Raw genomic sequence first — 24,196 nt, forward strand, 5'->3', positions numbered from 1 at the left:
GTGTCGTGGTCGGAGGGGCGTCAGCGATTGTCACGGCTTCGCTGCTGATCTTCGCGCGATTCTCGGGATCGCACACGCAGCACCTCCGCCGTGCGCGCATCGAGCTTGACCTTGGTCAACTGCCCGGCAGGCGTCAGCAGCTTGATCTCGTAGATCCAGCGCTCGCGCTCCTGCTCCAGCTCCACTTCCAGCACCTGACCAGGCACCTCGCGCTTCAGGCGATCGAGCACGACGGGCAGTGGCAGCACCTGGCCCGCCTGCACGGCCTGCCGGGCGCGGTCGTGGTCTTCCTTGCCGCTGGCCCAGGCAGATGGCACGGCCAGCGCAGCCCACAGCACACACGCCGCCAAGCACATGCGCCGGACATGGCGGCCCGCACAAGCAGAGTGGAAGGAGAAAAGCATGGGCGCATTGTCCTGCGCGATATCTGAACAGCCGATGAACAGCCCTTTCACGCGCCGTTCAGGCGGGGATTTCAACAATGGCTGCACAAGCGATGAAACCCACAAGGACCACAGCATGACTTCCCTTCGCACCCTGACTCTGGCGGCGCTCTGTGCACTTGCAGCCACCAGCATCAGCCACGCCGCTGACACCACCGCAGCCCAGCAGCTCGCCCACTGGAGCGCACAGGCCGGCAGCCCAGGCAATGCCGACAAAGGCAAGGTGTTCTTCAACGCACGCCATGGTGGCGAATGGTCTTGCGCATCCTGTCACGGCACACCGCCCACCGCACAGGGCAAACACGCCAGCACCGGCAAGTCGATTGCGCCCCTGGCTCCGGCCTTCAACCCCAAGGCATTTACCGACACCGCCAAGGTGGACAAGTGGTTCCGCCGCAACTGCAACGACGTGGTGAGCCGCGAATGCACAGCAGTGGAAAAAGCCGACGTGCTGGCCTACCTCAATGCCCTCAAGCCCTGAGACCGACACCATGCAAAAACCAGCCCCGTTGCGCCCTGCGGCCCTGGCCGCCGCTGTGTGCGCACTGACCCTGCTGTCACTCTCCAGCGCCCATGCAGACAGCGGGCGCGCCATGCCCCGCAACGTGCCCAGTGCCTACACACAGGAATGCGCCGCTTGCCACACCGCCTACCCGCCCGGCCTGCTGCCCGCTGCATCCTGGAACCGCGTGATGACGGGCCTGGACAAGCACTACGGCACCGACGCATCGCTGGACGCCGCCACCGTACGCCAACTCAACCAATGGCTGCAGGCCCACGCAGGCACCTACAAGCGGGTGAATGAGGAGCCACCCGAGGACCGTATCACCCGCTCGGCCTGGTTTGAACGCAAGCACCGAAAGATCGAACCCACCACCTGGAAGCTCGCCAGCGTGAAAAGCGCTGCCAACTGTGCAGCCTGCCACACAGGCGCAGACCAGGGGCAGTTTGACGAACACAACCTGCGCATGCCGGCGGGGCTCGATGTCCGCTCTCGCCGCGCCTGGAACGACTGAGAGCGGTGAACAGAACTCTTCTGGCGTCGTTGCTGTGTCTTGTCGTACTAACCGTACTGCCTGCGACACAGCGCCTAGCCAGAACCGCTTCGCTGAGCCCTGTTCGCCGCTCTCGATCTGCATTGAATCTGATCTGTATCCGGTCAAGGAACATACGATGAACAACACACCTACCCTCCATCCCGCCGATGCCTCGGCGCAACCCGCCCCCGCGAAGGCCCCCAGTCGCCGGGTGACCGATGCGCCCACGCGCATGTTCCACTGGCTGTTTGCACTGTGCTTTGCGGGGGCCTACGCCACGGCCGACGGCGAACACTGGCGGCTGCTGCACGTCACGCTGGGCTACGCCATGGCGGGGCTGCTGGGCTTTCGACTGCTGTACGGCATCTTCGGGCCACGCACCTCGGGCCTGGGCCTGCTGTGGCGCAAGCTGGCGGGGGCGCCCGCATGGCTGCGCACATTGCCCCAGGCCCCATCGGTCACGCAGATCAACTGGCGTCAGGGCCAGAACCTGCTGATGGCGCTGGCCATCGTGTTGCTGCTGGCGCTGGTGGTGCCCCTCACCCTCAGCGGATATGCAACGTACAACGACTGGGGTGCCGCGCTGGGTGGCAACTGGATGGGAGAAGCGATGGAAGAAGTGCATGAGTTCTTCGGCAACGCCCTGCTGTTTGTGGTGTTGGCCCACATCGCGCTGATTGCAGGGTTGAGCGTGCTGCGCCGCAAGAACCAAGCCCTGCCCATGCTCACCGGCCGGGTGGAGGGCAAGGGACCCGACCTGGTTCCGAAGAACCGCACCTGGCTCGCAGCCCTGCTGCTGATCGCAACCCTGGCCTTTGGCGCCTGGCAGTGGCAGCAGTCGCCCAGCGGCTGGGTTGCCAACGGCACATCGACCGAACGCCAACGGCACCACGATGACGACTGACGCAGAGCCACCGAACACGAAGGAACCGCCCTATGAAAATCTACATGTGTGCCGTCTGCGGCTGGATCTACGACGAGGCTGCGGGCCTGCCCGACCACGGTATCGCGCCCGGCACCCTCTGGGCCAACGTGCCCGACGACTGGCGCTGCCCCGAATGCAATGTCGGCAAGGCAGACTTTGTGATGTGCGAAGTGTGAAGAAGGCGGATGGGATGCGGCGCACTGCACTCCGTCAGGGCGGCTGACACCAGCGCGCGGTATAACTGTTACACCGCTGCAACCCTCCTTGCAACGCAGCGTCACGCCCCACATGCCCACTACCGACTCCCCCACTGGCCTCGACCCGGCACTGGCCGCCCAACGCCTGCGTGAAGAAGGCCCCAACGAACTGGGCATCAGCCAGCGCCGCACGCTGCGCGACATGGCCTGGGACGTGGTCACCGAGCCCATGTTCCTGCTCCTGCTGGGTGCAGGGGCCATTTACCTCGCCATGGGCGACGCGCACGAGGCAATGATCCTGCTGGGCTTCGTGGTCATCATCATGGCGATCACGGTGCTGCAGGAGCGTCGTACCGACAACGCGCTCAACACCCTGCGCGACCTCTCCAGCCCCCGGGCCCTGGCGTTGCGCGGCGGCACCATGGTGCACATTGCCGGCCGCGACGTGGTGCGCGAAGACCTGCTGATGATTGCCGAGGGAGACCGCATCCCGGCCGACGGAACGCTGCTGCAGGCCCACGAACTGGCCGCCAACGAGTCGATGCTGACCGGAGAGTCGGAGCCTGTGGCCAAACAACCTGCCGACAAGGTGTTTGCGGGCACGCTGGTGGTCAGCGGCCAGGGCCTGCTGCGGGTGACCGGCGTGGGACGCCACACCGAACTGGGCCGCATCGGCCAGTCGCTCGACACCATTGCTCTGCAGGCCTCGCCGCTGCGCGAGGAAATGGCGCGGCTCACGCGCAAGCTGGTGGTCATTGGCCTGTCGCTGTGCGCGCTGCTGGTGGCCCTGTTCTGGGCGCTGCGGGGGGATGGGCTGCAGGCCGTGCTGGCGGGCATCACGCTGGCCATGGGGGTGCTACCGCAAGAACTGCCCGTGATCATGATCATCTTCCTGGCCCTGGCCGCGCGGCGGCTGGCGGCGCAGCAGGTGCTCACGCGGCGGCTCAACGCCATCGAGACGCTGGGCCAGACCACGGTGCTGTGCGTGGACAAGACTGGCACCCTCACCCAAAACCGCATGGCAGTGGCAGCGCTGTGCGTTGCGGGCCAGGAGCTGGATGTGCAACACCTGCCAGCCGCAGCCGACGGCAGCGCGCTGCCCGATGCCTTCCACGAACTGCTCGAATACGCCGTGCTGGCCAGCGAGATAGAACCCCACGACCCCATGGAGCAGGCCTTTCATCGCATGGCGGCGGACCACCTGGTGGACACCGAGCACCTGCACACCGCATGGTCGCTGGCGCGCGAGTACGAGCTGTCGCCACAGCTGCTGGCCATGAGCCACCTGTGGCGCGACGGCACCTCCGCGCACGACACGGTGGCCACCAAGGGCGCACCCGAAGCCGTGGCCGACCTCTGCCACCTGCCCGACGCCGAGCGCGCTGCCGTCAGCGCCCAGGCCGCGCGCCTGGCGGATCGGGGCCTGCGGGTGCTGGGCGTGGCCAAGGCCCGGCACCACACGCAAGACACCTGGCCTGACGCCCAGCACGACTTTGACTTTGAATGGCTGGGCCTGGTGGCCCTGGCCGACCCGCTGCGCCCCGAGGTGCCCCAGGCCGTTGCGCAGTGCCGCCAGGCGGGCATTCGCGTGGTGATGATCACCGGCGACCACCCCCGCACCGCGCGCGCTATTGCAGCCCAGGCGGGCATCGCAAACGACCGCGTGATCACCGGCGACGAGTTGGTCCACATGCCGCCGCAGGTGCTGGCCGACGATGTCCGGCAGGTCAGCGTGTTTGCGCGCATCAAGCCACACCAGAAGCTGGCACTGGTCGAAGCCCTCAAGGCCCAGGGCGAGGTGGTGGCCATGACCGGTGACGGCGTGAACGACGCCCCGGCCCTCAAGGCCGCACACATCGGCATCGCCATGGGCCAGCGCGGCACCGACGTAGCCCGTGAGGCCGCTGCCCTGGTGCTGCTGCACGACGACTTCGCGGCCATCGTGCTGGCGATTCACCGGGGCCGGCAGACCTTTGCCAACCTGCGCCAGGCCATGGTCTACACGCTGGCGGTGCACGTGCCCATCATTGGGCTGGCGCTGCTGCCGGTGCTGTTCGGGCTGCCGCTGGTGCTGGCGCCGCTGCACATCGCGTTTCTGGAGCTGGTCATCGACCCGGCCTGCTCCATCGTGTTCGAGGCCGAAGAAGGCGCTGCCGACCTCATGCAGCAGCCGCCGCGCGCGGCCGACGAACCCCTGCTGTCCGCCCGCCACATCCTGCTGAGCGTGCTGCAGGGCAGCGTGGTGACCGCTGCCGTGGTGGGCCTGTATGCCTGGCTGCTGCGCCAGCCCGCACATGCCGCCACCGCCAGCACGGCCGCGTTTGTGGTGCTGGTGGCCGCCAACGCCGCGCTCATCCTGCCCAGCCGCAGCAGCCAGACGGTGTGGCGCAGCCTGTGGGCGGGACTCACCCCGGTCAGCCTGTGGGTGGCGGGCGGCACGCTGGCCGCGCTGACGGCCATCACCACCGTGCCGTGGCTGGCCAACGCTTTCAGGTTTGTACCGCTATCGCCCCTGCACTGGTTCATGGCCCTGCTGGCCGGGCTGCTGCTCACGGTGGTGTTTACGGCCAACAAGCGCTGGCTGCAGCCCGCCACACCGGCGCGCCATACTTCTCTCGCCTGATCCTCCCGCCCTACACCATGCCCGTTGTTCTGGAATCCATCGACCACGTCGTGCTCACCGTCGCCAGCATCGACAAAACCATTGCGTTTTATGAGCGTGTGCTGGGCATGACCGCGCGGGAGTTCAAGCCCCAGCGGTACGCGCTGCACTTCGGCGCGCAAAAGATCAACCTGCACGAAGTGGGCACGGTGGTGGACCCCAATGTGCGCCACGCGACGGCGGGCTCCGGCGACCTGTGCTTTCTCACCCAGATGCCGCTGGACGACGTCATCGCCCACCTGCAGGCCGAAGGCGTCCCCATCGTGCAAGGCCCGGTGGGCGCAACGGGCGCCCGCCACCGGCTGCGCTCGGTCTACATCTACGACCCGGACGACAACCTGATCGAGATTGCCAACGAGGTGTGAGGCGCTGGCTGCACCGATCGCGGTACGGTCTCCCACACAACGATCAGAACTCGGCCGAGATCGCCGCCCGCAACAAAGTTGCCGCGGGCTCCACCAGCTCTTGCAACTGCCCGGCCCGGTCCTGCTCGATGGAGTGCAGCACCATCTCGTTGATGCCCCCCACCACCGCCATGGCCATCATCGGCTGCAGGGGCGTCTTGCGTTTGCGCTCACCCGGGCGGTTGTTCACCACGTCCAGCATCAGGTCGGCCAGTTGCTGGTTGGCGCGGCGGCGCGCGGCCAGGCCCGTCGGGCCCAGGCCCAGGATGTCGATGAACAAGGTGCGCAGCAGCACGGGGTTGCGCGCCAACACGCCAAAGTAGGCGGCCATGGCCTGCTCCACCTGGGCTTCCCAGTCGCTGTGCGGATCGATGGCAGCGCGCAGCACCGCAATCGCGTTGCCGCTGGCCGCCTCGTACAGCGCTGTCAGGCACTCGGCCTTGTCGGCAAAATTTTCATAAAAGGTGCGGCGCGACACGCTGGCTTCGCGCACGATGTCGGCAATGGTGGTGTCGGCATAGCCCTTGGCGGCCACGGCGCGCGCCATGCCCTCCAGCAGGCGGGCGCGGTGTTCGGTGCCCGCAGCGGGTGCAGCGGGCGCGGCAATTGGGGCGGTAACGTCACTCATGGAGGCTGATCGCAATGCAGAAAATTCGACGAGGTACTTGACAGTACCATAGTTGATCTGCATCATACAAATCCACCGGTACTGCAAAGTACCAAATCCATGCGCCACCGCGCGGCCCCCTTGCGCCAGGAGCCCTCTTCATGACCGAACTCGTTGTCCGCCGCCTGCTGATCGACCTGGAGACGCCGTTTGCGCGCCACTGGTGTGGTGGCGACGCGTTTCGCTCTGCGCTGTTCAACGCGCTGTCGATGAGTTTTCCGGTGGGCGAGCAGTTCTTTATCGACGCCGTGCGTGACGGCCACAAGGCCCTGCCCCCCGACAGGCAAGCGCAGTTTGCCGATGAAGTGCGTGGCTTCATCGGGCAGGAGGCCACACACCGCCGCATCCATGCGCTGTTCAACGGCCACCTCGACCAGCAGGGCCTCGCCAATGAATGGGCCCCGCGTGCGCAAGAACGCATGAAGCTGTTTGCGGGCGCCGACCCACGCCATCCGCTGGCTGTGACCGCTGCCAACGAGCACTTCACCGCCCTGCTCGCCGAATGGCTGCTCGCCCACCCCGAGGTACTGCAGGGCGCCGAGCCGCGCCTGGCCACGATGTGGCAATGGCATTGCGCCGAAGAGTCCGAGCACAAGAACACGGCCTTCGACCTTTACCAGGCGCTGGGCGGCAACCACGAGTGGCGCATCACCTGGTTCCGCCGCATCACGGTGGTGTTCCTCGGCGATGTGCTGCGCCAGACGGTGCTGAACCTGCGCCGCGATGGCTCGCTGTGGAAATGGAGCACGTGGACCAGCGCCGCACGCACGCTGTTCGGCAAGGGCGGCCTGGTGCGCGAGACCTGGCGCCCCTGGCGCGAGTACCTGCGCCCCGACTTTCACCCCAGCCAGCACGGCACCGACTTGTCGGCACACTGGCTGGCAGAGCACAGCAACGCCTACACCCCGGTGGGTGCGCGCTGACAACCACGACCTGACACCATGACCCATCCCACCACGCCCCGGCACACAGGCCGGGCAGGCGCGGCTTTGCTCTGCCTGCTTGCATCTACCACCCTGACCCTGCTGCCCCTGCAGGCCCACGCCGCCCCTTTGGCGTTTGACGCAGCGCTGCAGCAGCTGCAGCAGCGCTCCGACCTGCTGGCCGCATCGCGCAGCGCCGTCGAAAGCGCCCAGCTGCGCCGCGACGCCATGCAGCGCCTGGGCGGCCCGGTGGTCAACCTGAGCGGCGCCGCCTACACCTATAACGCCAACCTGGACGTGGACCTGAACCCGCTGAACCGCGCACTGCCCGGCGTGCTGTCGCAGCTGCCACCCCAGCTGGCGGGCTCGCTGGCCCAGTTGCCGCATCTGCCGTCCAGCTACACGCTCAACCGCAGCAAGAGCGACACCACAGCCTCGGTCTCTGCCATCTGGCCGATCTACATGGGCGGCGCCAGCAATGCGGCCCGGGGCCTGCTGGATGCCCAGGCGCAAGAAGCCCAGGCCGACGCCGCCAAAACCGGCCATGAGGCCACCACCCTGCTGGTGCAGCGCTACTTTGGCGCCCAGCTGGCGCAGCGCGCTGCCCTGCTGCGCGAATCGGCCCTTGCCACCATTGAGCAGCACGACGCCGCCGCACAGAAGATGCTGGACGCTGGCGTGATCGCACGCGTCGAACGCCTGCAGGCCCGCTCCGCGCTGGAAGAGGCCCGCCGCAACGCGCGCAAGGCCCGCGACGATGCCGACCTGGCCGCCACGGCGTTGACCCGCACCCTGAAGGCGACCGACCCTGTCACACCCACCAGCCCCTTGTTTGTGCTGAGCCAGCCGGTCGAGCCCCTGCCCCACTTCATCGACACCGCCTTTGCCCACCACCCCGGGCTGGACAAGGTGGCCGCCAAGAAAGAGCAAGCCACACAACTGCATGCCGCACAGGAGGCACTGCGCAAGCCCCAGGTGTTTGCGTTTGGCCAGCGCCAGCTCAAGACCGGCCGCGATGCCGACTGGGTGGCCGGCGTGGGCGTGCGCTGGACGCTATGGGACTCCATTGACCGCAACGCACTGGCCGAGTCATCCAACCGCCAGATCGAGCAGGCTGAGCGCACCGGCGCACAGGCGCAGAACGACATTGCCCTGCTGGTGGAAAAACGCTGGTTGGCCCTGGAGCAGGCGCGCCGCGCCTACTTTGCGCTGCAGCCGGGTCTGGAGCTGGCCGACGAAGTGCTGCGCCTGCGCATCTCCGGCCTGAAGGCGGGCACCAGCACCACGCTGGACCTGATCGACGCACAGGTCAACCAGGCCAAGGCCCAGACCGAACGCGCGCAGGCCGCCCACGACTACGTGAAGGCGCTGGCCGATCTGCTGGAGGCCTGCGGCCTGTCGGAAGACTTTGGCAAATACATGGCGCGCGCTGATGCGGTGCGGGTGGAATGAGTAAAGGTGGAACGAACATGAGCAAGAACAACAGCAAAAAAGCGGCCGTGATCGGCACGGTGGCCTTTGTGGCCGTGGCAGGCTTTGTGGGCTTTGGCCTGTGGAAGGCCTCGCAGCCTGCACCCGAGGTGTTCCAGGGCCAGATCGAAGCACAAGAGTCCGACATCGCCCCCAAGGTCACTGCGCGCATCGCGCAGATCCTTGTGAAGGAAGGCGACCAGATTGCCGTGGGCGCCCCGCTGATCCGCATGGACAGCCCCGAGGTGAAAGCCAAGCTGGCCCAGGCCACGGCGGCGCAAGAGGCTGCCCAGGCCGTGGCCGACAAGGCCCAGCACGGCCCGCGCCCGCAAGAGATTGAAATGGCCCGCCTGAACTGGCAGCGCGCCGTGGCCGCCGCCGACCTGGCCGAATCGTCCTTCAAGCGCGTCGATGGCCTGGCCCGCGAGGGCCTGGTGGCGGCGCAAAAACGCGACGAGGCCGAGGCCAACTTCAAGGCCTCGCGCGACCAGGCACTGGCGGCCAAGGCCCAGTACGACCTGGCCCGCGCCGGTGCCCGCAGCGAAGACCGATCCGCCGCCAGCGCCCAGGCGCGCCAGGTGGCGGGTGTAGTGGCGGAGGTGCAGGCGGCCCAGGCCGAGACCGAGCTCAAGAGCCCCGTCGCCGGCGAAGTGGCCAAGGTGCTGGCCCGCACGGGCGAGCTGTCGCCCCAGGGCGTGGCCGTGGTCACGGTGGTGGACCTGAAGGACCAGTGGGTGGTGCTGAATGTGCGCGAAGACCGCCTGCAGCGCTTTGCCATCGGCAACGAGTTCGACGCCACCCTGCCCGCGCTGGGCGGCAAAACCGTGAAGTTCAAGGTCTACCACACGGCTGCGCTGCCCGACTTTGCCACCTGGCGCGCCACACGCGCAGGCCAGGGCTTTGACGCCCGCACGTTTGAAGTGCGCGCGCGCCCGGCGGCCCCCATCGAAGGCGCACGCCCCGGCATGACGGTGCTGGTGCAGTGACATGCGCCTGATGCACAGCGATTTGAGTCAAAAGTACCGGTAGCGCTAGTGCACTATGCGCACAAAGCTATGAATTCAATAGCAAACAGCCTTCGCCGCGAAGCCCGCCGCCTGGCGGCCGATCCGTGGGACCTGGCCATGGTCACCTGGGTGCCGCTGCTGGGCGTGGCGCTGCTGTGGTGGATCTTCTCGGCCGGCCTGCCGCGCCACCTGGCGGTGGGCGTGGTGGATGACGACCACTCCAGCCTGTCGCGCCAGCTGGTGCGCATGCTGGACGACACACCGGGCGTGCAGATCACCCAGCACTTCACCAACGCGGCCGAGGCCGAACGCGCGCTGCGCGCGGTGGACGTGTACGCCGTGGTCTCCATCCCGCGCGACTTCGCGCGCACCGTGAAGGAAGGCCGCGCAGCGCAGGTCACGCTGCTGCACAACGCGCAGATGTCCACCCACTCGGGCCTGCTGCAGCGCGATGTGCGCACGGCCGTGGGCACCTTGTCGGCGGGTATCGAGATGGCCGCGCGCAACAAGCGCGGCGAAAGCGCCCAGGCCGTACACGTGAGCATGGAGCCCATCCACACTCAGATGGTGGCGCTGTTCAATGTGTCCAGCAACTACGAGCAGTTTCTGGGCGCAGCGCTGATCCCCGCGCTGCTGCACATCCTGGCCATGACGGCCGGTGCCTGGACGGTGGGCCGCGAGCTGCGCGACCGCACGCTGGGCGAGTGGCTGGGCGCAGGGGGCTGGGTGCGCACTGCAGGCGCGCTGGTCGGCAAGCTCGCCGTGCCCTGGGTAACACTCACGCTGGTGGGCCTGCTGGCGCTGGTGGGCATCACCTGGGGCCGGGGCTGGCACCCGCCGGGCAACCTGTGGTGGGTGGCTGCGGCGCTGGCGCTGCTGATAGCGGTGTCGATCACCGCAGGCGCTGCGCTGGCGGGCATCACGCGGTCGCTGCGCACTGCGCTGTCGGGTGCGGGCTTTTTTGCGGCACCGGCATTTGCGTTCAGCGGCGTGGCGTTTCCCCTTTCGGGCATGCCCGGCAGCGCACGCGCGTGGGCCGAAGCCATGCCGTTCACCCACTACATCCGCCTGCAGATCGAGCAGCTGCAAATGGGCGCACCGGTGGCTACCAGCGTCTCGACGATGGTGGCGCTGACCATCGCCACCGCCGCGCTGTGGCTTGTAGGCGCCACCGCGCTCACACTGGCGCACAAGCGCCCAGACACCTGGGGAGGCCGCTGATGAACACACCGATGCAACCCATGCCGGTGACCACGCCACCCCACCAGAGCCTGCTGGGCGCCTGGTTGCAAGCGCTGGCCACCGTGGTGCGCGACAAGGGCGTGCTGCTGCTGTTGGTAGGAGCGCCTGTGCTCTACGGTTTTTTCTACCCCTGGTTCTATGCCGACGAGGTACTGACCCGCGTGCCTGTGGCCGTGGTGGATAGGGACCACACCAGCCTGTCGCGCCAGATCACCCGCTTTGCCGACGCCGCCCCCCGCATTGAAGTGCGTTTCGTCGCCGCCAGCGAACGCGAGGCACAGGAGGCCCTGTGGCGCGGAGAGATCGAAGGCTACGCGGTGATCCCTGCCGGGCTCAAGCGCAGCGTGGTGCGCGGCGAAAACGCCGTGGTCAGCATCGAGGCCAACGGCGCCTACGCGCTGCTGAACAAGGCCGTGCAATACGGTTTCGCAGAGGCCGTCGGCACCGTGTCTGCCGGAGTCGAGATCCGCAAGTTGCAGGCCAGCGGCCAGAGCGCCCCCCAGGCCCGCGCCAGCCGCGCGCCGGTGCAACTGCAGATGGTGGCGCTGTTCAACCCCACCGAGGGCTACGGCAGCTTTGTGGTGCCCGCGGTGGCGCTGCTCATCCTGCAGCAGACCTTGCTGATGGGCGCTGCGATGCTCACCGGCACCTGGGTGGAAATCGGCCAGCACCGCGCCCGCGCCACCACCTGGCTGGGCCGCCTGCTGGCGCTGTGCACGCTGGGCTGGGCCAGTGGCCTGTTTTACTTTGGCTGGATCTTTGTGCTGCACGACTACCCGCGCGGCGGCAACCCGCTGGGCGCACTGGCGCTGCTGGCCTGCTACATCCCGGCCATCGCTGCGCTGGGTGTGTTGCTGGGGCTGTGGTTTGGCAACCGTGAACGCGCGCTGCAGGTGCTGCTGTTCACCACACTGCCCATCGCGTTCGTCGCAGGCTTCTCGTGGCCGGTGGAGGCGCTGCCCGAGCCGCTGCAGTGGCTGCGCTGGCTGCTGCCCAGCACCTCGGGCGTGCAGGCGTCGCTGCGGCTTAACCAGCTGGGCGCGCCGCTGTCCGCCGCGCTGCCTTACCTATGTGCGCTGGTGGCGCTGGGTGCGGTGTGCGCAGGGGCCGTGCTGGCCCTTGCGAGGCCGTCAAGCCCTAGCGCTCAATCAACAAACGCGGCGGAGCGCGAGCGCAGAGCTTACTGAGGGTGGGCAGCAGCCTGTTGCCCGGTACGCAAGCGCACCGGGCCGCTGCGCTCTTCCACCGCCGCCTGCACTTCCTTGCGCAGGCCCAGTGCAAACGCCCACTCAGCCACCACAAACAGCGGGCCCACGATCAGGCCCACCAGGTCGTCCACAAAAGCGGGCTTGCGGCCTTCGTAGTAGTGGCCCACGAACTGGATCACCCAGCCCACGGCAAACAGGCCGATGCCCGTGGCCAGCCAGACGGCCAGGGTCTGTGCGGCCACCCATTGCCCGCCCACCAGCATGGCGGCCAGCAGCGCGGCCATGGCCAGGCCAAAACGCATGTCCAGCCGGAAGTAGAAAACACTGGCCACCAGCGCTGCCAGCAGCGCCGGGCTTAGCGGCAGCGCACCCACCATCCAGGTCGGGCGCGACAGAAGGATGACGACCGCGAACATGATCATGGGCACGCCCACAAAATGGGTGTGGATGTTGCGCGGGTCGCGGTGGTAGTCGGCGTATTGGGAGAGGTGCTCGATCAGGGTTTTCATGGGTGTCTCCAGCATGTGTTTTGCGCAGCATCAATACTCGCTCTCAGGCCGCGCCAGCGTCTGTCGTGCAGACGACAAAAAGCCGCCGCGCCCTCCTGCCCCGTTCAATCGCATCCCATGTCCACCCCTTCCGCCTACCTGCCTGTCCTCCAGTCTGGCCGCTGGTTTGCCCACCTGCCGCCCGACTTTGCCCAGCCGCTGATTGCCATGGCGCAGTTGCGCCATCTGCCTACGGGCGAGGTGCTGTTCCGGCGCGGCGATGCGCCCTGTGGCCTGTATGCGGTGGTGCGCGGCGCGGTCAGCATCTCGGGCACCGGGGGGCGGGCCGACGAGGCGCGTGCGGCGCTGCTGATCCGCCTGGAGCCGCCGCACTGGTTTGGCGAGATCTCGGTGTTTGACAACTCGGCCCGCACCCACGATGCGCAGGCCACCGAACCCACCACCCTGGTGCACATCCCGCACGAACGGCTGCAGCACTGGCTGCAGGCCCACCCGCAGCACTGGCATGCGCTGGCCTTGTTGATGACCGACAAGCTGCGCTCGGCCTTTGTTGCGATGGAAGAGCTGGCCCTGCTGCCCGCCCCGCAGCGCCTGGCGCGGCGCCTGGTGATGATGGCCGAGGGCTACGGCCAGTGGACGGCAGAGGGGCAGTCGCGCCGCGTGATCGAGATCTCGCAAGAGCAGCTGTCGCTGATGCTGGCGATCTCGCGCCAGACCACCAACCAGATCCTCAAGGACCTGGAGTCGCGCCACCTGGTGCGCGTGCAGCGCGGCGAGGTGGAGATTCTGGACCTGGCCGGCCTGCGGGATGCCTGCGCCTGATTACTATTAAATCGATAGCAACCAAGACATATTGCACTAGCACATCAGCGTGTTTTCACACAAATACTAAGCACACATTCCATTTCCGGGCAAAATGACGGCCATGCAACTGAACTACATCGCCAACGCCTCGGTGCCCTCGTCCTCGGGCCGCACGATCCCCGTGATCGACCCGTCCGACGGCCAGCCCTTCGACGAGATCCAGCGCAGCAACGCCGACGACATCGACGCGGCGGTGCATGCGGCCCGCCAGTGCTACCACGCGGTGTGGCAGAAGCTGGCCCCGGTGGAGCGCGGCCGCCTGCTCCAAAAGCTCTCGGCCAAGATCCTGGAGCATGCGGACGAGCTGACGGCGCTGGAGCAACGCGACTGCGGCAAGCCCACCAAACAAGCACGCGCCGACGCCATTGCACTGGCCCGCTACTTCGAGTTCTACGCCGGTGCGTGCGACAAGTTCCACGGCGAGACCATCCCCTACCCCGACGGCTACAGCGTGCTGACCTGGCGCGAGCCCCACGGCGTCACGGGCCATGTGATCCCCTGGAACTACCCCATGCAGATCTTTGGCCGCAGCGTGGGCGGCGCCCTGGCGGCGGGCAATGTGTGTGTGGTCAAGCCGGCCGAAGACGCCTGCCTGTCGCTGATCCGCGTGGCGCAACTCGCGGCCGAGGTGGGTTTCCCCTCGGGGGCGCTCAACATCGTCACCGGCTACGGCCATGAAGTGGGCGACGCGCTGGCGCGCCACCCCGGCATCGACCACATCAGCTTCACCGGCAGCCCCAAGATCGGCACGCTGATCCAGCAGGTGGCGGCCGAGCGCCACTGCCCCGTGACGCTGGAGCTGGGCGGCAAGAGCCCGCAAATCATCTTTGCCGATGCGGACCTGGACGCCGCCATCCCCGTGGTCATCAACGCCATCGTGCAGAACGCGGGGCAGACCTGCTCGGCCGGCTCGCGCGTGCTGATCGACTCGCTGATTTATGAGCCGCTGCTGGAGCGCCTTGGCAAGGCGTTTGAAAAGCTGCGCGTCGGCCCCGCGGCCATGGACCTGGATGTGGGCCCGCTGATCCGCCAGACGCAGCAGCAGCGCGTGTGGGACTTTTTATCGGACGCGCAAGTGGCCGGCATCCCCATGGTGGCCCAGGGCGTGGTGGTGGACGACGCGCCCGAGACCGGCTACTACCAGGCCCCCACCCTGCTGCGCGATGTGCCCGTGGGCCACCGCCTGGCGCAGGAAGAAGTCTTCGGCCCCGTGCTGTCGGCCATGGCCTTTCAGGACGAGGACCATGCGGTGGAGCTGGCCAACGCGACGCAGTTCGGCCTGGTGGCCGGTATCTGGACACGCGACGGCGCGCGCCAGTTCCGCATGGCCAAGCGTGTGCACAGCGGCCAGGTGTTCATCAACAACTACGGCGCGGCCGGCGGTGTGGAGCTGCCGTTTGGCGGCGTCAAATCCAGCGGCTATGGGCGCGAAAAGGGCTTTGAGGCGCTGTACGGCTTCACCACCTTGAAGACCGTCGCCATCAAGTACGGTTGAAGAGGCATTGCAGGGTGTCCCGCTGGCGCGCGACGGTGCTGGCAGGCCCCGCTAACCTCAGCTGCTTCTGTACGACGATTTTTCTTCCCCATGCCCCTGAGCCCCCCCGCCCCCCGCACCCTGAAGCATGTCCGCCGGGTGAACTACCAGGGCTTTGAACGCGACGATGGCCTGTGGGACATCGAAGGCGAGCTGCATGACAGCAAGGCCTACGACGCCCCCTCGCACCGCGACCCGACGCGCACGCGCCTGGCGGGCGAAGCCATCCACCACATGTGGCTGCGCGTGACCGTGAACCGCCAGCTGGTGGTGCAGGCGGTGGATGTGTCCATGGATTCGCATCCGCTCAAAGGCTGCACCGAGGCCCAGGCAGCGCTGCAGCGCATGGTGGGCTGCAGCATGGCGCGCGGCTGGCGCCAGGCCATCCAGAAGCATCTGGGCGGCGTGGAAAGCTGCACGCACCTGCGCGAGCTGCTGTTCAACCTGGCCACGGCAGCGTTCCAGTCGGTTCCTGCGGTGTTTTCGTCTGCCAACCCGGACGAGCCGCCGCGCCACCTGGGCCAGTGCACGGGATGGGACTTCAACGGCCAAGGCGTGAAAGAGTTTTTCCCCCAGTTCTATGGCCGGCAGCCCAAGGCACCCGCCCCGGCTCCCTCTACGGCCGATACGGGTTCGGCCACTGAAATTTCAGCCCCATCGGGCGCTAGCGCTAGTTGAATATGCGCTGGTAGCTATCAATTTTGATATATCACCCCAACCCATCGGAGACACCCATGCGTGTGCAGAACAAATCCATCATCGTCACCGGCGCCGGCAACGGCATTGGCGAAGGCATTGCCAAGCGCCTGGCGGCCGAGGGCGGCAAGGTCATCGTCAACGACATCAACGAAGCGGGCGGCCAGCGCGTGGTGGCCGAGATCACGGCCGCGGGCGGCACGGCCGCATTCTTCAAGGCCGACGTGACGAAGTCTGCCGAAGTGAAGGCCATGGTCGACGAAGCCGTGCGCCTGTACGGCCGCCTGGACGTGGTGGTGAACAACGCGGGCTGGACGCACCGCAACCGCCCCATGCTCGAAGTGAGCGAGGAAGAGTTCGACAAGGTCTATGCCATCAACATGAAGAGCATCTACCTCTCGGCCATCCACGCCGTGCCCGCACTGCGCCAAGCGGGCGGCGGCAGCATCATCAACATCGCCTCCACCGCCGGGCTGCGCCCCCGCCCGGGCCTCACCTGGTACAACGGCTCAAAGGGCGCCGTGATCATCACCAGCAAGTCCATGGCCGCCGAGCTGGGCCCGGACAACATCCGCGTGAACTGCATCAACCCCGTGTTCAACCCCGACACGGGCCTGGCAGCCGAGTTTGCAGGCGGCCCGGTGGACGATGCGCGCCGCGCCAAGTTCCTGGCCACCATTCCGCTGGGCCGCTTCTCCACCGCGCTGGATGTGGCCAATGCGGCGCTGTACCTGGCGAGCGAAGAGGCATCGTTCATCAGCGGCGTGTGTATCGAAGTGGATGGCGGGCGCTGCGTTTAAGCAAGCACGCCAACAGGCGTCCTGGCACGCCCTGAAGCAGCCACTACGCCCCTTTTTTGAGCGCCCCAATCCGCACTAGGACAGTGCGGATTGATTTGACCGTGGCGGCCCAGCTGCCTATAGTGCCGCCGATGTTTGCGAGCCAGCCATTCGTCACCGTTGCCAGCGCGACCGCGCCGCTGCGCCGTGGCGTGCGCTCGCAGGCCACGCTTCAGGCCGGTGACCGCGCTCTCTGCACCCTTGCTGCAGATTCCTGAGCCCGGCGACACCCCCTCCCCTCCGCATTCTTTTCGCGCACCTCCTGTCGCCGGGCCCCACGCCCAGCGCCAGTTCGCGCCTTGGCCACGGCCGGGGCGCGGACGTCAGGAGTGTCCATGCCCCCGTTTCCTTCGGGCGAGATTTCGCTCGCCCCGTGCGCGCCCGCGCACCCACTTGCTGCCCCTGCGCTCGCGCGCGAGGGTCCTGTCGATCAGGCCGCGGCCCACGCAGCCGCCGCAGACATCACCCGCCAGTTCATCCGTGCCAAGCAGCCCTGCGCCGACGGCTACCGCTGGTACCTGCGCCGCCAGGAGGGCGCCAGCAACTACCAGGCGCTGCTGGACGACCTGGTGCGCGAAGGCCGCGTGGAAGACGCGTGCTGGATGCTGGACCAGTTCGGCCCCACCAACGATGTGCTGGAGGTAGACCACCTGGAGGCCGACGCGCTGGTGTTTGCCGGCAGCGTGCGCTGCCGGGGCCATGCCGACGTAGAAGGTGTGCTGCGCACGGGCCGCAGCCTGAGCGTGCTGGGCGGCCTGCGGGTGGGCGGTGCACTGCGCGTGGGCGAAGACCTGCGTGTGGCGGGCGCGGTGCGCTGCGAGGGCAGCGCACGGCTGCAGGGCGACGCCCGCGTGGGCTGGTCGCTGACCGTGGCGCAGCGGCTGCAATGCACGGGCAGCCTGCGCGTGGGCGGAGAGCTGGACTGCGGCGCCGCCGCCCAGATCGGCGGCCACTGCCGGGTGGCCCAGGATCTGCGCGTGGCAGGCGACCTGGGCTGCGAGGGCGGCATCAAGGTCGGCGGCCACCTGCACGCCGACGCCGCCCTGCAGGCCGCCCGGGGCCTGTGGGTGATGGGCGACGTGGACTGCAAGGGCCACCTGCAGGTGGGCTGGGGGGTGCGGGCCGGCGGGCATATCCACGCCGGTGGAGCCATACGCGCGGGCGAAAGCCTGTGGGCGGGCGACACGATTGCCGCGGGAGAAGCCTATGGCGTGTATGCGGGCCTGGATGTGCCCTTGCCCGACTGGCCCCACAGCGCCCAGGTCAGCGCCCGCGAACAACCCGCGCGCCTGCTGAGCGGCTGCTGGGCTGGCGGCCCGGGGAGCACGCCATGACGGCGAGCACCTTCTGCCTGCAGCTTCCAGGCCATGCCACCGCCACCAAAGCGCAGTCCAGCCCAGGCCTGCGGGACCGCTGGGCCCAGTGGCTGACCGAGCTGCGCATCGACGTGGACCTGTCGGGCCGTGACATCCAGCGCGAGTTCGATGCACTGTACGACCGCATTCGCACCAATCACCGCACGCGCGACGCCATGCGGCCGCTGCCCCTGCATCTGCGCGGGCTGGTGTTTCGCCTGCGCGAGGCCGACGGCGAATATTTTGTGTATGCCATCGACCCGCTGCGCAACCGCATAGTGGCTTACACCGTGTTCAACCGGCTGGTGGAGGTGGACCGGCGCACCGACCGCCACCTGCGCGCGCCCCACACCAAGGTGGCGCACGGCTACCGTCGCATGGGCATTGCCACGGCCATCTACCGCTGGTGGCTGGACTCGGGCCGTTGCCTCATGACCGGGGCGCGACAGTCCGCCGGCGCGCACGGACTGTGGATGGCCCTGGCGCGCGACTATGAGCTGGCCGCCGTGCGAATCGATGCAAACAAGCGTGTGCAGCGCCTGCAACTGCCCCCACAGCCAGGATTTTTTGACGCGCTGGACACGCGGCTGGTACTGGTGGGGCGCGATTGCCGCTTGGCGGACTTCACGCAGCCCGCTGCCTGCAACGGCCAGTGACCCGATGGGCCGAGCCGCGCGGAGCCGATCAGCCCAGCACCTCGCGCAGGGCGGCCTCGTACAGGCCGGTGAGCTTGTCCATCACACCCAACAGGCGCTCGCTGGTCGTTGCCACCGCGTTGAGCCCGGCGTCGTCGGCCGGACGGCGCAGGGCCGCGTCGAAGAACAGCCATTGCGAGTCGGCCAGCTCCAGCTCGCTGCGGATGGCGGGCGTGGACACGGGGGCCGCCTTGAGCGTCTGCAGCGCCTGCCGGAAGTCGGCCGCATCGGCCGCCAGCTGCGCGTGCACCACCTTCGACTCCACCTTGGCCGCACTCAAGAAATAGTTTTTGGCCAGGCGCTGCGACAGCATACGCTGGCGGCCCGCCAGGTTGACCAGGCGAGCGCTGGGCGCCTGCGCCATCTTCTCGATGGACTCGGTCACAGCCTGGGCCACCAGCAGCGTGCGGTCAGCCTGCTCGGAGGCCGCCACGACCAGGGCGGTCTGGGTGGCCGGCGCTGCAGTCAGCTGGTTGAGCAGCGCAAACTGCTTTTGCACCTCTTCCAGCTGGCGCCCCACATCGGCGGGCCAGCGCCCGGTCTGCATGCCCCGGGCCAGCTCGTTGCTGCCCGACTGCGCCATCTTGCGGGCCAGCCCCATCACGTCCACCGCCGCGCCGGGCAGCACCTGCAGGTACTGCTGGCAATAGGCCTTGGCCATGCGTTGCGACAACGCACGGAACCAGCCCGCATAGTTGATGGCGCCGGACAACCCCATCTGTGACTGGGCCCCACCGGCCCCACTCGCCCAGGTGGGCAGCAGGATGCCTGCCGCCACCCACTGAACCGCCACACGGCGCTGGCAGGGCATGGCGTCGGCAGAGAACCTGTTCAATACGTCGCGAACTGGCATGGGAACCCTTTGAAATCGGATGCCTGCATTGTTGCGACGCAGCATTTCCATGCCCTGCGCCAGATCAAAGCGCCCCGCCATCCGCCGCAATCGTTTGCGCTGCAGCAACAAATCCGCCTTCAAGGTCATTCGCAGCAGGGCCCACACCTCCCCGCCAAACCTGACACACTGCGCCGCTCAGGAGACGAACATGTTGATACAACTGACCTATGCCAGCCGCACCTCCCGCGTGCTCGGCCCTGCGGACATCAAGGACATCTTGAGCGCCTCGCAGCGCAACAATGCCCGCGCGGGCATCACCGGCGCGCTGTGCCTGAACAACGGCATCTTCCTGCAGCAGCTCGAAGGCGACCGCGCTGCCGTCAACGCGCTGTACCACCGCCTGCTCAAGGACACGCGCCACAAGGACACGGCCGTGCTGGACTTTGGCGAGATCCCGCACCGCCGCTTCACCAGCTGGTCGATGGGGCTTCTGGGCTCGGTGGACGCCAACCGGCAGCTGTTCCTCAAATACTCCAGCACCCCGGATTTCGACCCTTTCAGCATGAGCACCTTGATGCTGCGCAGCTTCTTCGACGAGATCCTGCAGAACGTGCGCTGGCTGGAGTGAGAAAATGCGGGCCATGCGCCCTCCCGCCCTGCTGAACGAGCCCACCCATGTCTGAACGCGTGATCCCGCTGGTCGATGAGCGGCTGGCCTCGCTGGCGGCCAAAGTGCCAGCGCAGCTGGTCAAACCCACAGGGCTGCTCACCGATGCCCGGGGCCGCCCGCTGCGCGACCTGCGCATCAGCGTGACGGACCGCTGCAACTTCCGCTGCAACTACTGCATGCCCAAGGAAGTGTTCGACAAGGACTACCCCTACCTGCCGCACGGGGCGCTCCTGAGCTTTGAGGAAATCACGCGGCTGGCGCGGCTTTTTCTGGCGCATGGCGTGCGCAAGATCCGCCTGACGGGCGGCGAACCCCTGCTGCGCAAGAACCTCGAAGACCTGGTGGCGCAACTGGCCCAGTTGCGCACCGTGGACGGCGTGGCGCCCGACCTCACGCTCACCACCAATGGCTCGCTGCTCGCGCGCAAGGCCCAGGCCCTGAAGGACGCGGGCCTGAACCGCGTGACGGTGAGCCTGGACGGCCTGGACGACACCATCTTTCGCCGCATGAACGATGTGGACTTTCCGGTGGCCGATGTGCTGGCCGGCATCGAGGCCGCACACGCGGCAGGCCTGTCGCACATCAAGGTCAACATGGTGGTCAAGCGCGGCACCAACGACCACGAGATCTTGCCCATGGCGCGGCACTTTCGCGGCACCGGCACCACGCTGCGCTTCATCGAATACATGGACGTGGGCGCCACCAACGGCTGGCGCATGGACGAGGTGCTGCCATCGGCCGAACTCATCGAACGCCTGCGCGCCGAACTGCCGCTGGTACCGCTGGACCCGAGCAGCCCCGGCGAAACCGCCGAGCGCTGGGGCTATGCCGATGCCCAGGGCCGGCACGACCCCGCACTGGGCGAGGTCGGCGTGATCAGCAGCGTGACCCAGGCCTTCTGCCACGACTGCAACCGCGCACGCCTGTCCACCGAAGGCAAGCTCTACCTGTGCCTGTTTGCCAGCCAGGGCTACGACCTGCGCAGCCTGCTGCGCGGGGGCGCGAGCGATGCAGAGATTGCCGCGGCCATCGCCCCCATCTGGCAGCAGCGCAACGACCGCTACTCCGAGTTGCGCAGCAGCCTGCCCGCTGACACCGGCCAGGGTGCGCGCCGCGTTGAGATGAGCTACATCGGGGGCTAGTGTGCTGTCCCGCAAATAACTGCACATGAAATCGCGTCCTCACCCCCAGGGCTGCGTTGCAAATCCTCGCGATAGCTACGGCTATCACTGCGGTTTGCGCCTTGCCCTGGGCGCGATGCCATCGATTTCATTTCGTGCAGCTATTTACGGGACAGCACACTAGCAGCTCTGTAGAAAAAGCGTTGTGCTTATGGACAGCGCCGGCTATCTAGCAAACTACCCATTGCCCACAGGAATTCAATTGATCAATCAGCAAGACATCACCGGCCTGGTCCTCGCAGGGGGCCGCGGCTCCCGCATGGGCGGGGTGGACAAAGGCCTGCAGAACTTTCGCGGCCTGCCACTGGCCTTGCACACGCTGATGCGGCTACAGATGCAGACCGGCGCCACCATGGTCAATGCCAACCGCAATCTGGCGGCCTACGAGGCCTTTGGCACGCCGGTGTGGCCGGACGTGCTGAGCGACTACGCCGGGCCCCTGGCAGGCTTTCTGACCGGGCTGGAGCGCTGCGAAACCCCCTGGCTGCTCACGGTGCCCTGCGACACGCCGCTGTTTCCGCTGGACCTCGCCCAGCGCCTGGCGGCAGCGGCAGACGCCGAGGGCGCCGACATTGCCATGGCCGCAGCCCCGGAAGACGACGGCAAGGGCCAGATCACCGTGCGCCCGCAGCCGGTGTTCTGCCTGCTGCGCGTGGACCTGCTGGAAAGCCTGGTCGCCTTCACCCAGGCCGGTGGCCGCAAGATCGACGCGTGGACCGGCCAGCAACGCTGCGCCATCGTGCCGTTCGACCGGCCGGGCGACGACCCCCAGGCCTTTTTCAACGCCAACACGCTGGCCGAGCTGCACGCGCTGGAAAACAGCAGCGCGCCCCAGGCCTGACCCGCGCGCCAACCCCAATGAACAGTCGCCCCCCGGTGGACGCTGGCGCGGTGCAGATCCGCCCCCTGGTCGCCGCAGACGCATTGGCCTACAAGGCTTTGCGGGACGAGGCACTGCGCACAGCGCCGGATGCCTTCACCTCGGACTACGAATCTTCCGTGGGCCGCGATGCCAGCGAGTACGTGGCGCGTTTCGGCGCGCTGGAGTCCGGCCAGTTTTTCCTGGGCGCCTTCGACACGGCGGGCCAACTGCTTGGCTGCCTGGGCTGCGAGCGCGAGCAACGCACCAAACAGCGCCACTGTGCGGTGGTGGTCGGCATGATGGTGTCGCCTGCTGCGCAGCGCCGGGGCGTTGGCCGAATGCTGGTGGAGGCCTGCGTGCAGGCCGCCAGCCAGGTGCCGGGGCTGACCCAACTGGTGCTCACCGTCACCGCGTCCAACCAGCACGTGGTGCGCCTGTACGAGCAGGCCGGGTTCCGCCCCTGGGGCCTGCTGCCCAACGCCATCGTGGTGGATGGCGTGGGCTACGACAAGCTGCACATGGTGCGGCTGCTCTCCCACTGACTTCAAGCGAATCCCACCCATGAAAACCATTGCCCAGATTGCCGCCGAGCTGCAAGGCTACGACCCGCAGGCCCTGAGCGCCGCCGATGTGAACCAGTTTCTGGACCGGCTGGTTGAGCCCGTTGCCGCCACCGAAGTGCTGCCGCTTTTCAGCGCGCTGGGCCGCGTGCTGGCGCAGGATGTGATCTCGCCCGTCAGCGTGCCGCCCCACGACAACTCGGCCATGGACGGCTACGCTTTTGCGGGCGCGCAACTGGTGGCTGGGCAGCCGCTCACCCTGCGCGTGGTGGGCACCGCCCTGGCGGGCAAGGCCTGGGCAGGCACGGTGGCTGCGGGCGAATGCGTGAAGATCATGACCGGCGCCATCATGCCCGCCGGGCTGGACACCGTGGTGCCGCAGGAGTTCACCACCACCGCTGCCGACGGCCAGATCACCATCGCAGCCGATGTGCTGCGCGCCGGAGACAACCGCCGCTTCAAGGGCGAAGACATCATGGAAGGCCGCGTGGCCCTGGCCCGTGGCGAACTGCTGACGCCCGCCGCCCTGGGCCTGGTGGCCAGCCTGGGCCTGCCCACCGTCACGGTGGTCCGCCGACTGCGGGTGGCGTACTTCTCCACCGGCGATGAGATCCTGAGCCTGGGCGAGGCTCCCCGCGAAGGCGCCGTGTATGACAGCAACCGCTACACCGTGTTCGGCCTGCTCACGCGCATGGGGGTGGAGGTGATTGACCTGGGCGTGGTGCGTGACGAGCCTGCACTGCTCGAAGCTGCCTTTCGCCAGGCGGCCCAGCAGGCCGACGCCATCATCACCAGCGGAGGCGTGAGTGTGGGCGAGGCCGACCACACCCGCACCATGATGAAAAAGCTGGGCGACGTGGCCTTCTGGCGCATCGCCATGCGCCCGGGCCGCCCCATGGCCGTGGGGCGCATCGGCAACGCAGAAAATCAAGCCATTTCGGCCTCAAGCGCTAGTGCATCATGCGCCGAAAGCTATCAAAATGATATCAACGAACCCACCGGTGGCGCTGTGCTGTTTGGGCTGCCCGGCAACCCCGTGGCGGTGATGGTGACCTTTCTCGCCTTTGTGCGCCCCGCCCTGCTGCGCATGATGGGCAGCACCCGCGCGGCGCCCCCGCTGCTGCGCGCCATCAGCACCGAGCCCATGCGCAAGAAGCCCGGCCGCACCGAATACCAGCGTGGCCTGGTCACCACCGCGGCCGACGGCACGCTGCAGGTGCGCACCACCGGCAACCAGGGCTCGGGCGTGCTCAGCTCCATGGTGCAGGCCAACGGGCTCATCGTGCTGCACCACGGGCAGGGCAATGTGGCGGTAGGCGACGCCGTGGATGTGATGGTGTTTGAGGGCGTGATCTGACACGGCAATGCGCCGCGAGCTGGTGCATGTCATCCGCCGCCGGATTAACCTGAA

Annotated in this window: 26 protein-coding genes; 22 read left to right on the forward strand and 4 right to left on the reverse strand. The window is 67.6% G+C overall.

What is annotated here, in order from left to right:
• Positions 1–20: 20 nt before the first annotated feature.
• Positions 21–404: a PepSY domain-containing protein gene (locus tag C8C96_RS18240; protein ID WP_121944080.1), complete on the reverse strand. Its 384-nt coding sequence runs from the start codon at positions 402–404 to the stop codon at positions 21–23.
• 115 nt (positions 405–519) lie between these two features.
• Here C8C96_RS18240 and C8C96_RS18245 point away from each other — a divergent pair, with 115 nt between their 5' ends.
• The 6 genes from C8C96_RS18245 (at position 520) to C8C96_RS18270 (ending at position 5,629) form a co-directional block, all read left to right on the forward strand.
• Entirely contained in the window at positions 520–924 is a 405-nt protein-coding gene (locus C8C96_RS18245) for a DUF1924 domain-containing protein (RefSeq protein WP_056067786.1), read from the forward strand.
• 10 nt (positions 925–934) lie between these two features.
• The gene (locus C8C96_RS18250) at positions 935–1,459 is read left to right on the forward strand and encodes a diheme cytochrome c (RefSeq protein ID WP_121944081.1); all 525 of its coding nucleotides are present in this window, start codon (positions 935–937) and stop codon (positions 1,457–1,459) included.
• 157 nt (positions 1,460–1,616) lie between these two features.
• Positions 1,617–2,384 (forward strand): cytochrome b/b6 domain-containing protein, encoded by a 768-nt coding sequence (locus C8C96_RS18255; RefSeq protein WP_121943220.1) that lies wholly within the window; start codon positions 1,617–1,619, stop codon positions 2,382–2,384.
• Positions 2,385–2,416: 32 nt separating this feature from the next.
• Positions 2,417–2,581 (forward strand): rubredoxin, encoded by a 165-nt coding sequence (locus C8C96_RS18260; protein WP_056743520.1) that lies wholly within the window; start codon positions 2,417–2,419, stop codon positions 2,579–2,581.
• Between the two features lie 112 nt (positions 2,582–2,693).
• A complete protein-coding gene (locus C8C96_RS18265) occupies positions 2,694–5,225 on the forward strand; it encodes a cation-translocating P-type ATPase (RefSeq protein WP_121943221.1) in 2,532 nt (843 codons plus the stop codon).
• Between the two features lie 17 nt (positions 5,226–5,242).
• On the forward strand, positions 5,243–5,629 hold the full coding sequence (locus C8C96_RS18270) for a VOC family protein (RefSeq protein WP_121943222.1): 387 nt from the start codon (positions 5,243–5,245) through the stop codon (positions 5,627–5,629).
• A 43-nt stretch (positions 5,630–5,672) separates the two neighbouring features.
• On the opposite strand, the gene C8C96_RS18275 is transcribed toward C8C96_RS18270, so the two are convergent.
• Positions 5,673–6,296 carry a TetR/AcrR family transcriptional regulator gene (locus tag C8C96_RS18275; RefSeq protein WP_121944082.1) on the reverse strand — a complete coding sequence of 208 codons (624 nt, stop codon included), beginning with the start codon at positions 6,294–6,296 and terminating at the stop codon, positions 5,673–5,675.
• 140 nt (positions 6,297–6,436) lie between these two features.
• Between C8C96_RS18275 and C8C96_RS18280 the strand changes: the two genes are divergently transcribed.
• From C8C96_RS18280 to C8C96_RS18300, 5 genes are all read left to right on the forward strand, one after another.
• Positions 6,437–7,258: a metal-dependent hydrolase gene (locus C8C96_RS18280; protein ID WP_121943223.1), complete on the forward strand. Its 822-nt coding sequence runs from the start codon at positions 6,437–6,439 to the stop codon at positions 7,256–7,258.
• A gap of 18 nt (positions 7,259–7,276) precedes the next feature.
• Entirely contained in the window at positions 7,277–8,710 is a 1,434-nt protein-coding gene (locus C8C96_RS18285; protein ID WP_233584269.1) for a TolC family protein, read from the forward strand.
• A 17-nt stretch (positions 8,711–8,727) separates the two neighbouring features.
• Complete coding sequence (locus C8C96_RS18290) at positions 8,728–9,714, forward strand: HlyD family secretion protein (RefSeq protein WP_121943224.1); 987 nt, start codon at positions 8,728–8,730, stop codon at positions 9,712–9,714.
• A 69-nt stretch (positions 9,715–9,783) separates the two neighbouring features.
• Positions 9,784–10,956 carry an ABC transporter permease gene (locus C8C96_RS18295; protein ID WP_121943225.1) on the forward strand — a complete coding sequence of 391 codons (1,173 nt, stop codon included), beginning with the start codon at positions 9,784–9,786 and terminating at the stop codon, positions 10,954–10,956.
• Positions 10,956–12,164 carry an ABC transporter permease gene (locus C8C96_RS18300; protein ID WP_199737494.1) on the forward strand — a complete coding sequence of 403 codons (1,209 nt, stop codon included), beginning with the start codon at positions 10,956–10,958 and terminating at the stop codon, positions 12,162–12,164. Before C8C96_RS18295 ends, C8C96_RS18300 begins: the two co-directional genes overlap by 1 nt.
• Here the strand turns inward: C8C96_RS18300 and C8C96_RS18305 are convergent.
• Complete coding sequence (locus tag C8C96_RS18305) at positions 12,158–12,694, reverse strand: DUF962 domain-containing protein (RefSeq protein WP_121943226.1); 537 nt, start codon at positions 12,692–12,694, stop codon at positions 12,158–12,160. The genes C8C96_RS18300 and C8C96_RS18305 overlap by 7 nt on opposite strands.
• Before the next feature lie 117 nt (positions 12,695–12,811).
• Here C8C96_RS18305 and C8C96_RS18310 point away from each other — a divergent pair, with 117 nt between their 5' ends.
• From C8C96_RS18310 to C8C96_RS18335, 6 genes are all read left to right on the forward strand, one after another.
• A complete protein-coding gene (locus C8C96_RS18310) occupies positions 12,812–13,516 on the forward strand; it encodes a Crp/Fnr family transcriptional regulator (RefSeq protein ID WP_121943227.1) in 705 nt (234 codons plus the stop codon).
• Positions 13,517–13,619: 103 nt separating this feature from the next.
• Positions 13,620–15,053 (forward strand): aldehyde dehydrogenase family protein, encoded by a 1,434-nt coding sequence (locus C8C96_RS18315; protein ID WP_121944085.1) that lies wholly within the window; start codon positions 13,620–13,622, stop codon positions 15,051–15,053.
• Between the two features lie 90 nt (positions 15,054–15,143).
• Complete coding sequence (locus C8C96_RS18320) at positions 15,144–15,770, forward strand: DUF2889 domain-containing protein (RefSeq protein WP_121943228.1); 627 nt, start codon at positions 15,144–15,146, stop codon at positions 15,768–15,770.
• Between the two features lie 56 nt (positions 15,771–15,826).
• Entirely contained in the window at positions 15,827–16,588 is a 762-nt protein-coding gene (locus C8C96_RS18325) for an SDR family oxidoreductase (protein WP_015013621.1), read from the forward strand.
• 374 nt (positions 16,589–16,962) lie between these two features.
• Positions 16,963–17,961 (forward strand): hypothetical protein, encoded by a 999-nt coding sequence (locus C8C96_RS18330; RefSeq protein WP_121943229.1) that lies wholly within the window; start codon positions 16,963–16,965, stop codon positions 17,959–17,961.
• A complete protein-coding gene (locus C8C96_RS18335; RefSeq protein ID WP_121943230.1) occupies positions 17,958–18,638 on the forward strand; it encodes a hypothetical protein in 681 nt (226 codons plus the stop codon). Before C8C96_RS18330 ends, C8C96_RS18335 begins: the two co-directional genes overlap by 4 nt.
• Before the next feature lie 28 nt (positions 18,639–18,666).
• On the opposite strand, the gene C8C96_RS18340 is transcribed toward C8C96_RS18335, so the two are convergent.
• The gene (locus C8C96_RS18340) at positions 18,667–19,530 is read right to left on the reverse strand and encodes a type IV pili methyl-accepting chemotaxis transducer N-terminal domain-containing protein (protein ID WP_233584270.1); all 864 of its coding nucleotides are present in this window, start codon (positions 19,528–19,530) and stop codon (positions 18,667–18,669) included.
• Positions 19,531–19,720: 190 nt separating this feature from the next.
• Here C8C96_RS18340 and C8C96_RS18345 point away from each other — a divergent pair, with 190 nt between their 5' ends.
• From C8C96_RS18345 to C8C96_RS18365, 5 genes are all read left to right on the forward strand, one after another.
• The gene (locus C8C96_RS18345; RefSeq protein WP_015013617.1) at positions 19,721–20,140 is read left to right on the forward strand and encodes a BLUF domain-containing protein; all 420 of its coding nucleotides are present in this window, start codon (positions 19,721–19,723) and stop codon (positions 20,138–20,140) included.
• A 47-nt stretch (positions 20,141–20,187) separates the two neighbouring features.
• Entirely contained in the window at positions 20,188–21,324 is a 1,137-nt protein-coding gene (gene moaA, locus C8C96_RS18350) for a GTP 3',8-cyclase MoaA (protein WP_121943231.1), read from the forward strand.
• A 241-nt stretch (positions 21,325–21,565) separates the two neighbouring features.
• Positions 21,566–22,204: a molybdenum cofactor guanylyltransferase MobA gene (gene mobA / locus C8C96_RS18355; protein ID WP_121943232.1), complete on the forward strand. Its 639-nt coding sequence runs from the start codon at positions 21,566–21,568 to the stop codon at positions 22,202–22,204.
• 17 nt (positions 22,205–22,221) lie between these two features.
• Positions 22,222–22,767: a GNAT family N-acetyltransferase gene (locus tag C8C96_RS18360; protein WP_121943233.1), complete on the forward strand. Its 546-nt coding sequence runs from the start codon at positions 22,222–22,224 to the stop codon at positions 22,765–22,767.
• 19 nt (positions 22,768–22,786) lie between these two features.
• The gene (locus tag C8C96_RS18365; protein ID WP_121943234.1) at positions 22,787–24,142 is read left to right on the forward strand and encodes a molybdopterin molybdotransferase MoeA; all 1,356 of its coding nucleotides are present in this window, start codon (positions 22,787–22,789) and stop codon (positions 24,140–24,142) included.
• The last annotated feature ends 54 nt before the right edge of the window (positions 24,143–24,196 follow it).

The sequence above is a fragment of the Acidovorax sp. 100 genome (genome assembly GCF_003688355.1).
Lineage (GTDB): Bacteria > Pseudomonadota > Gammaproteobacteria > Burkholderiales > Burkholderiaceae_C > Acidovorax > Acidovorax delafieldii.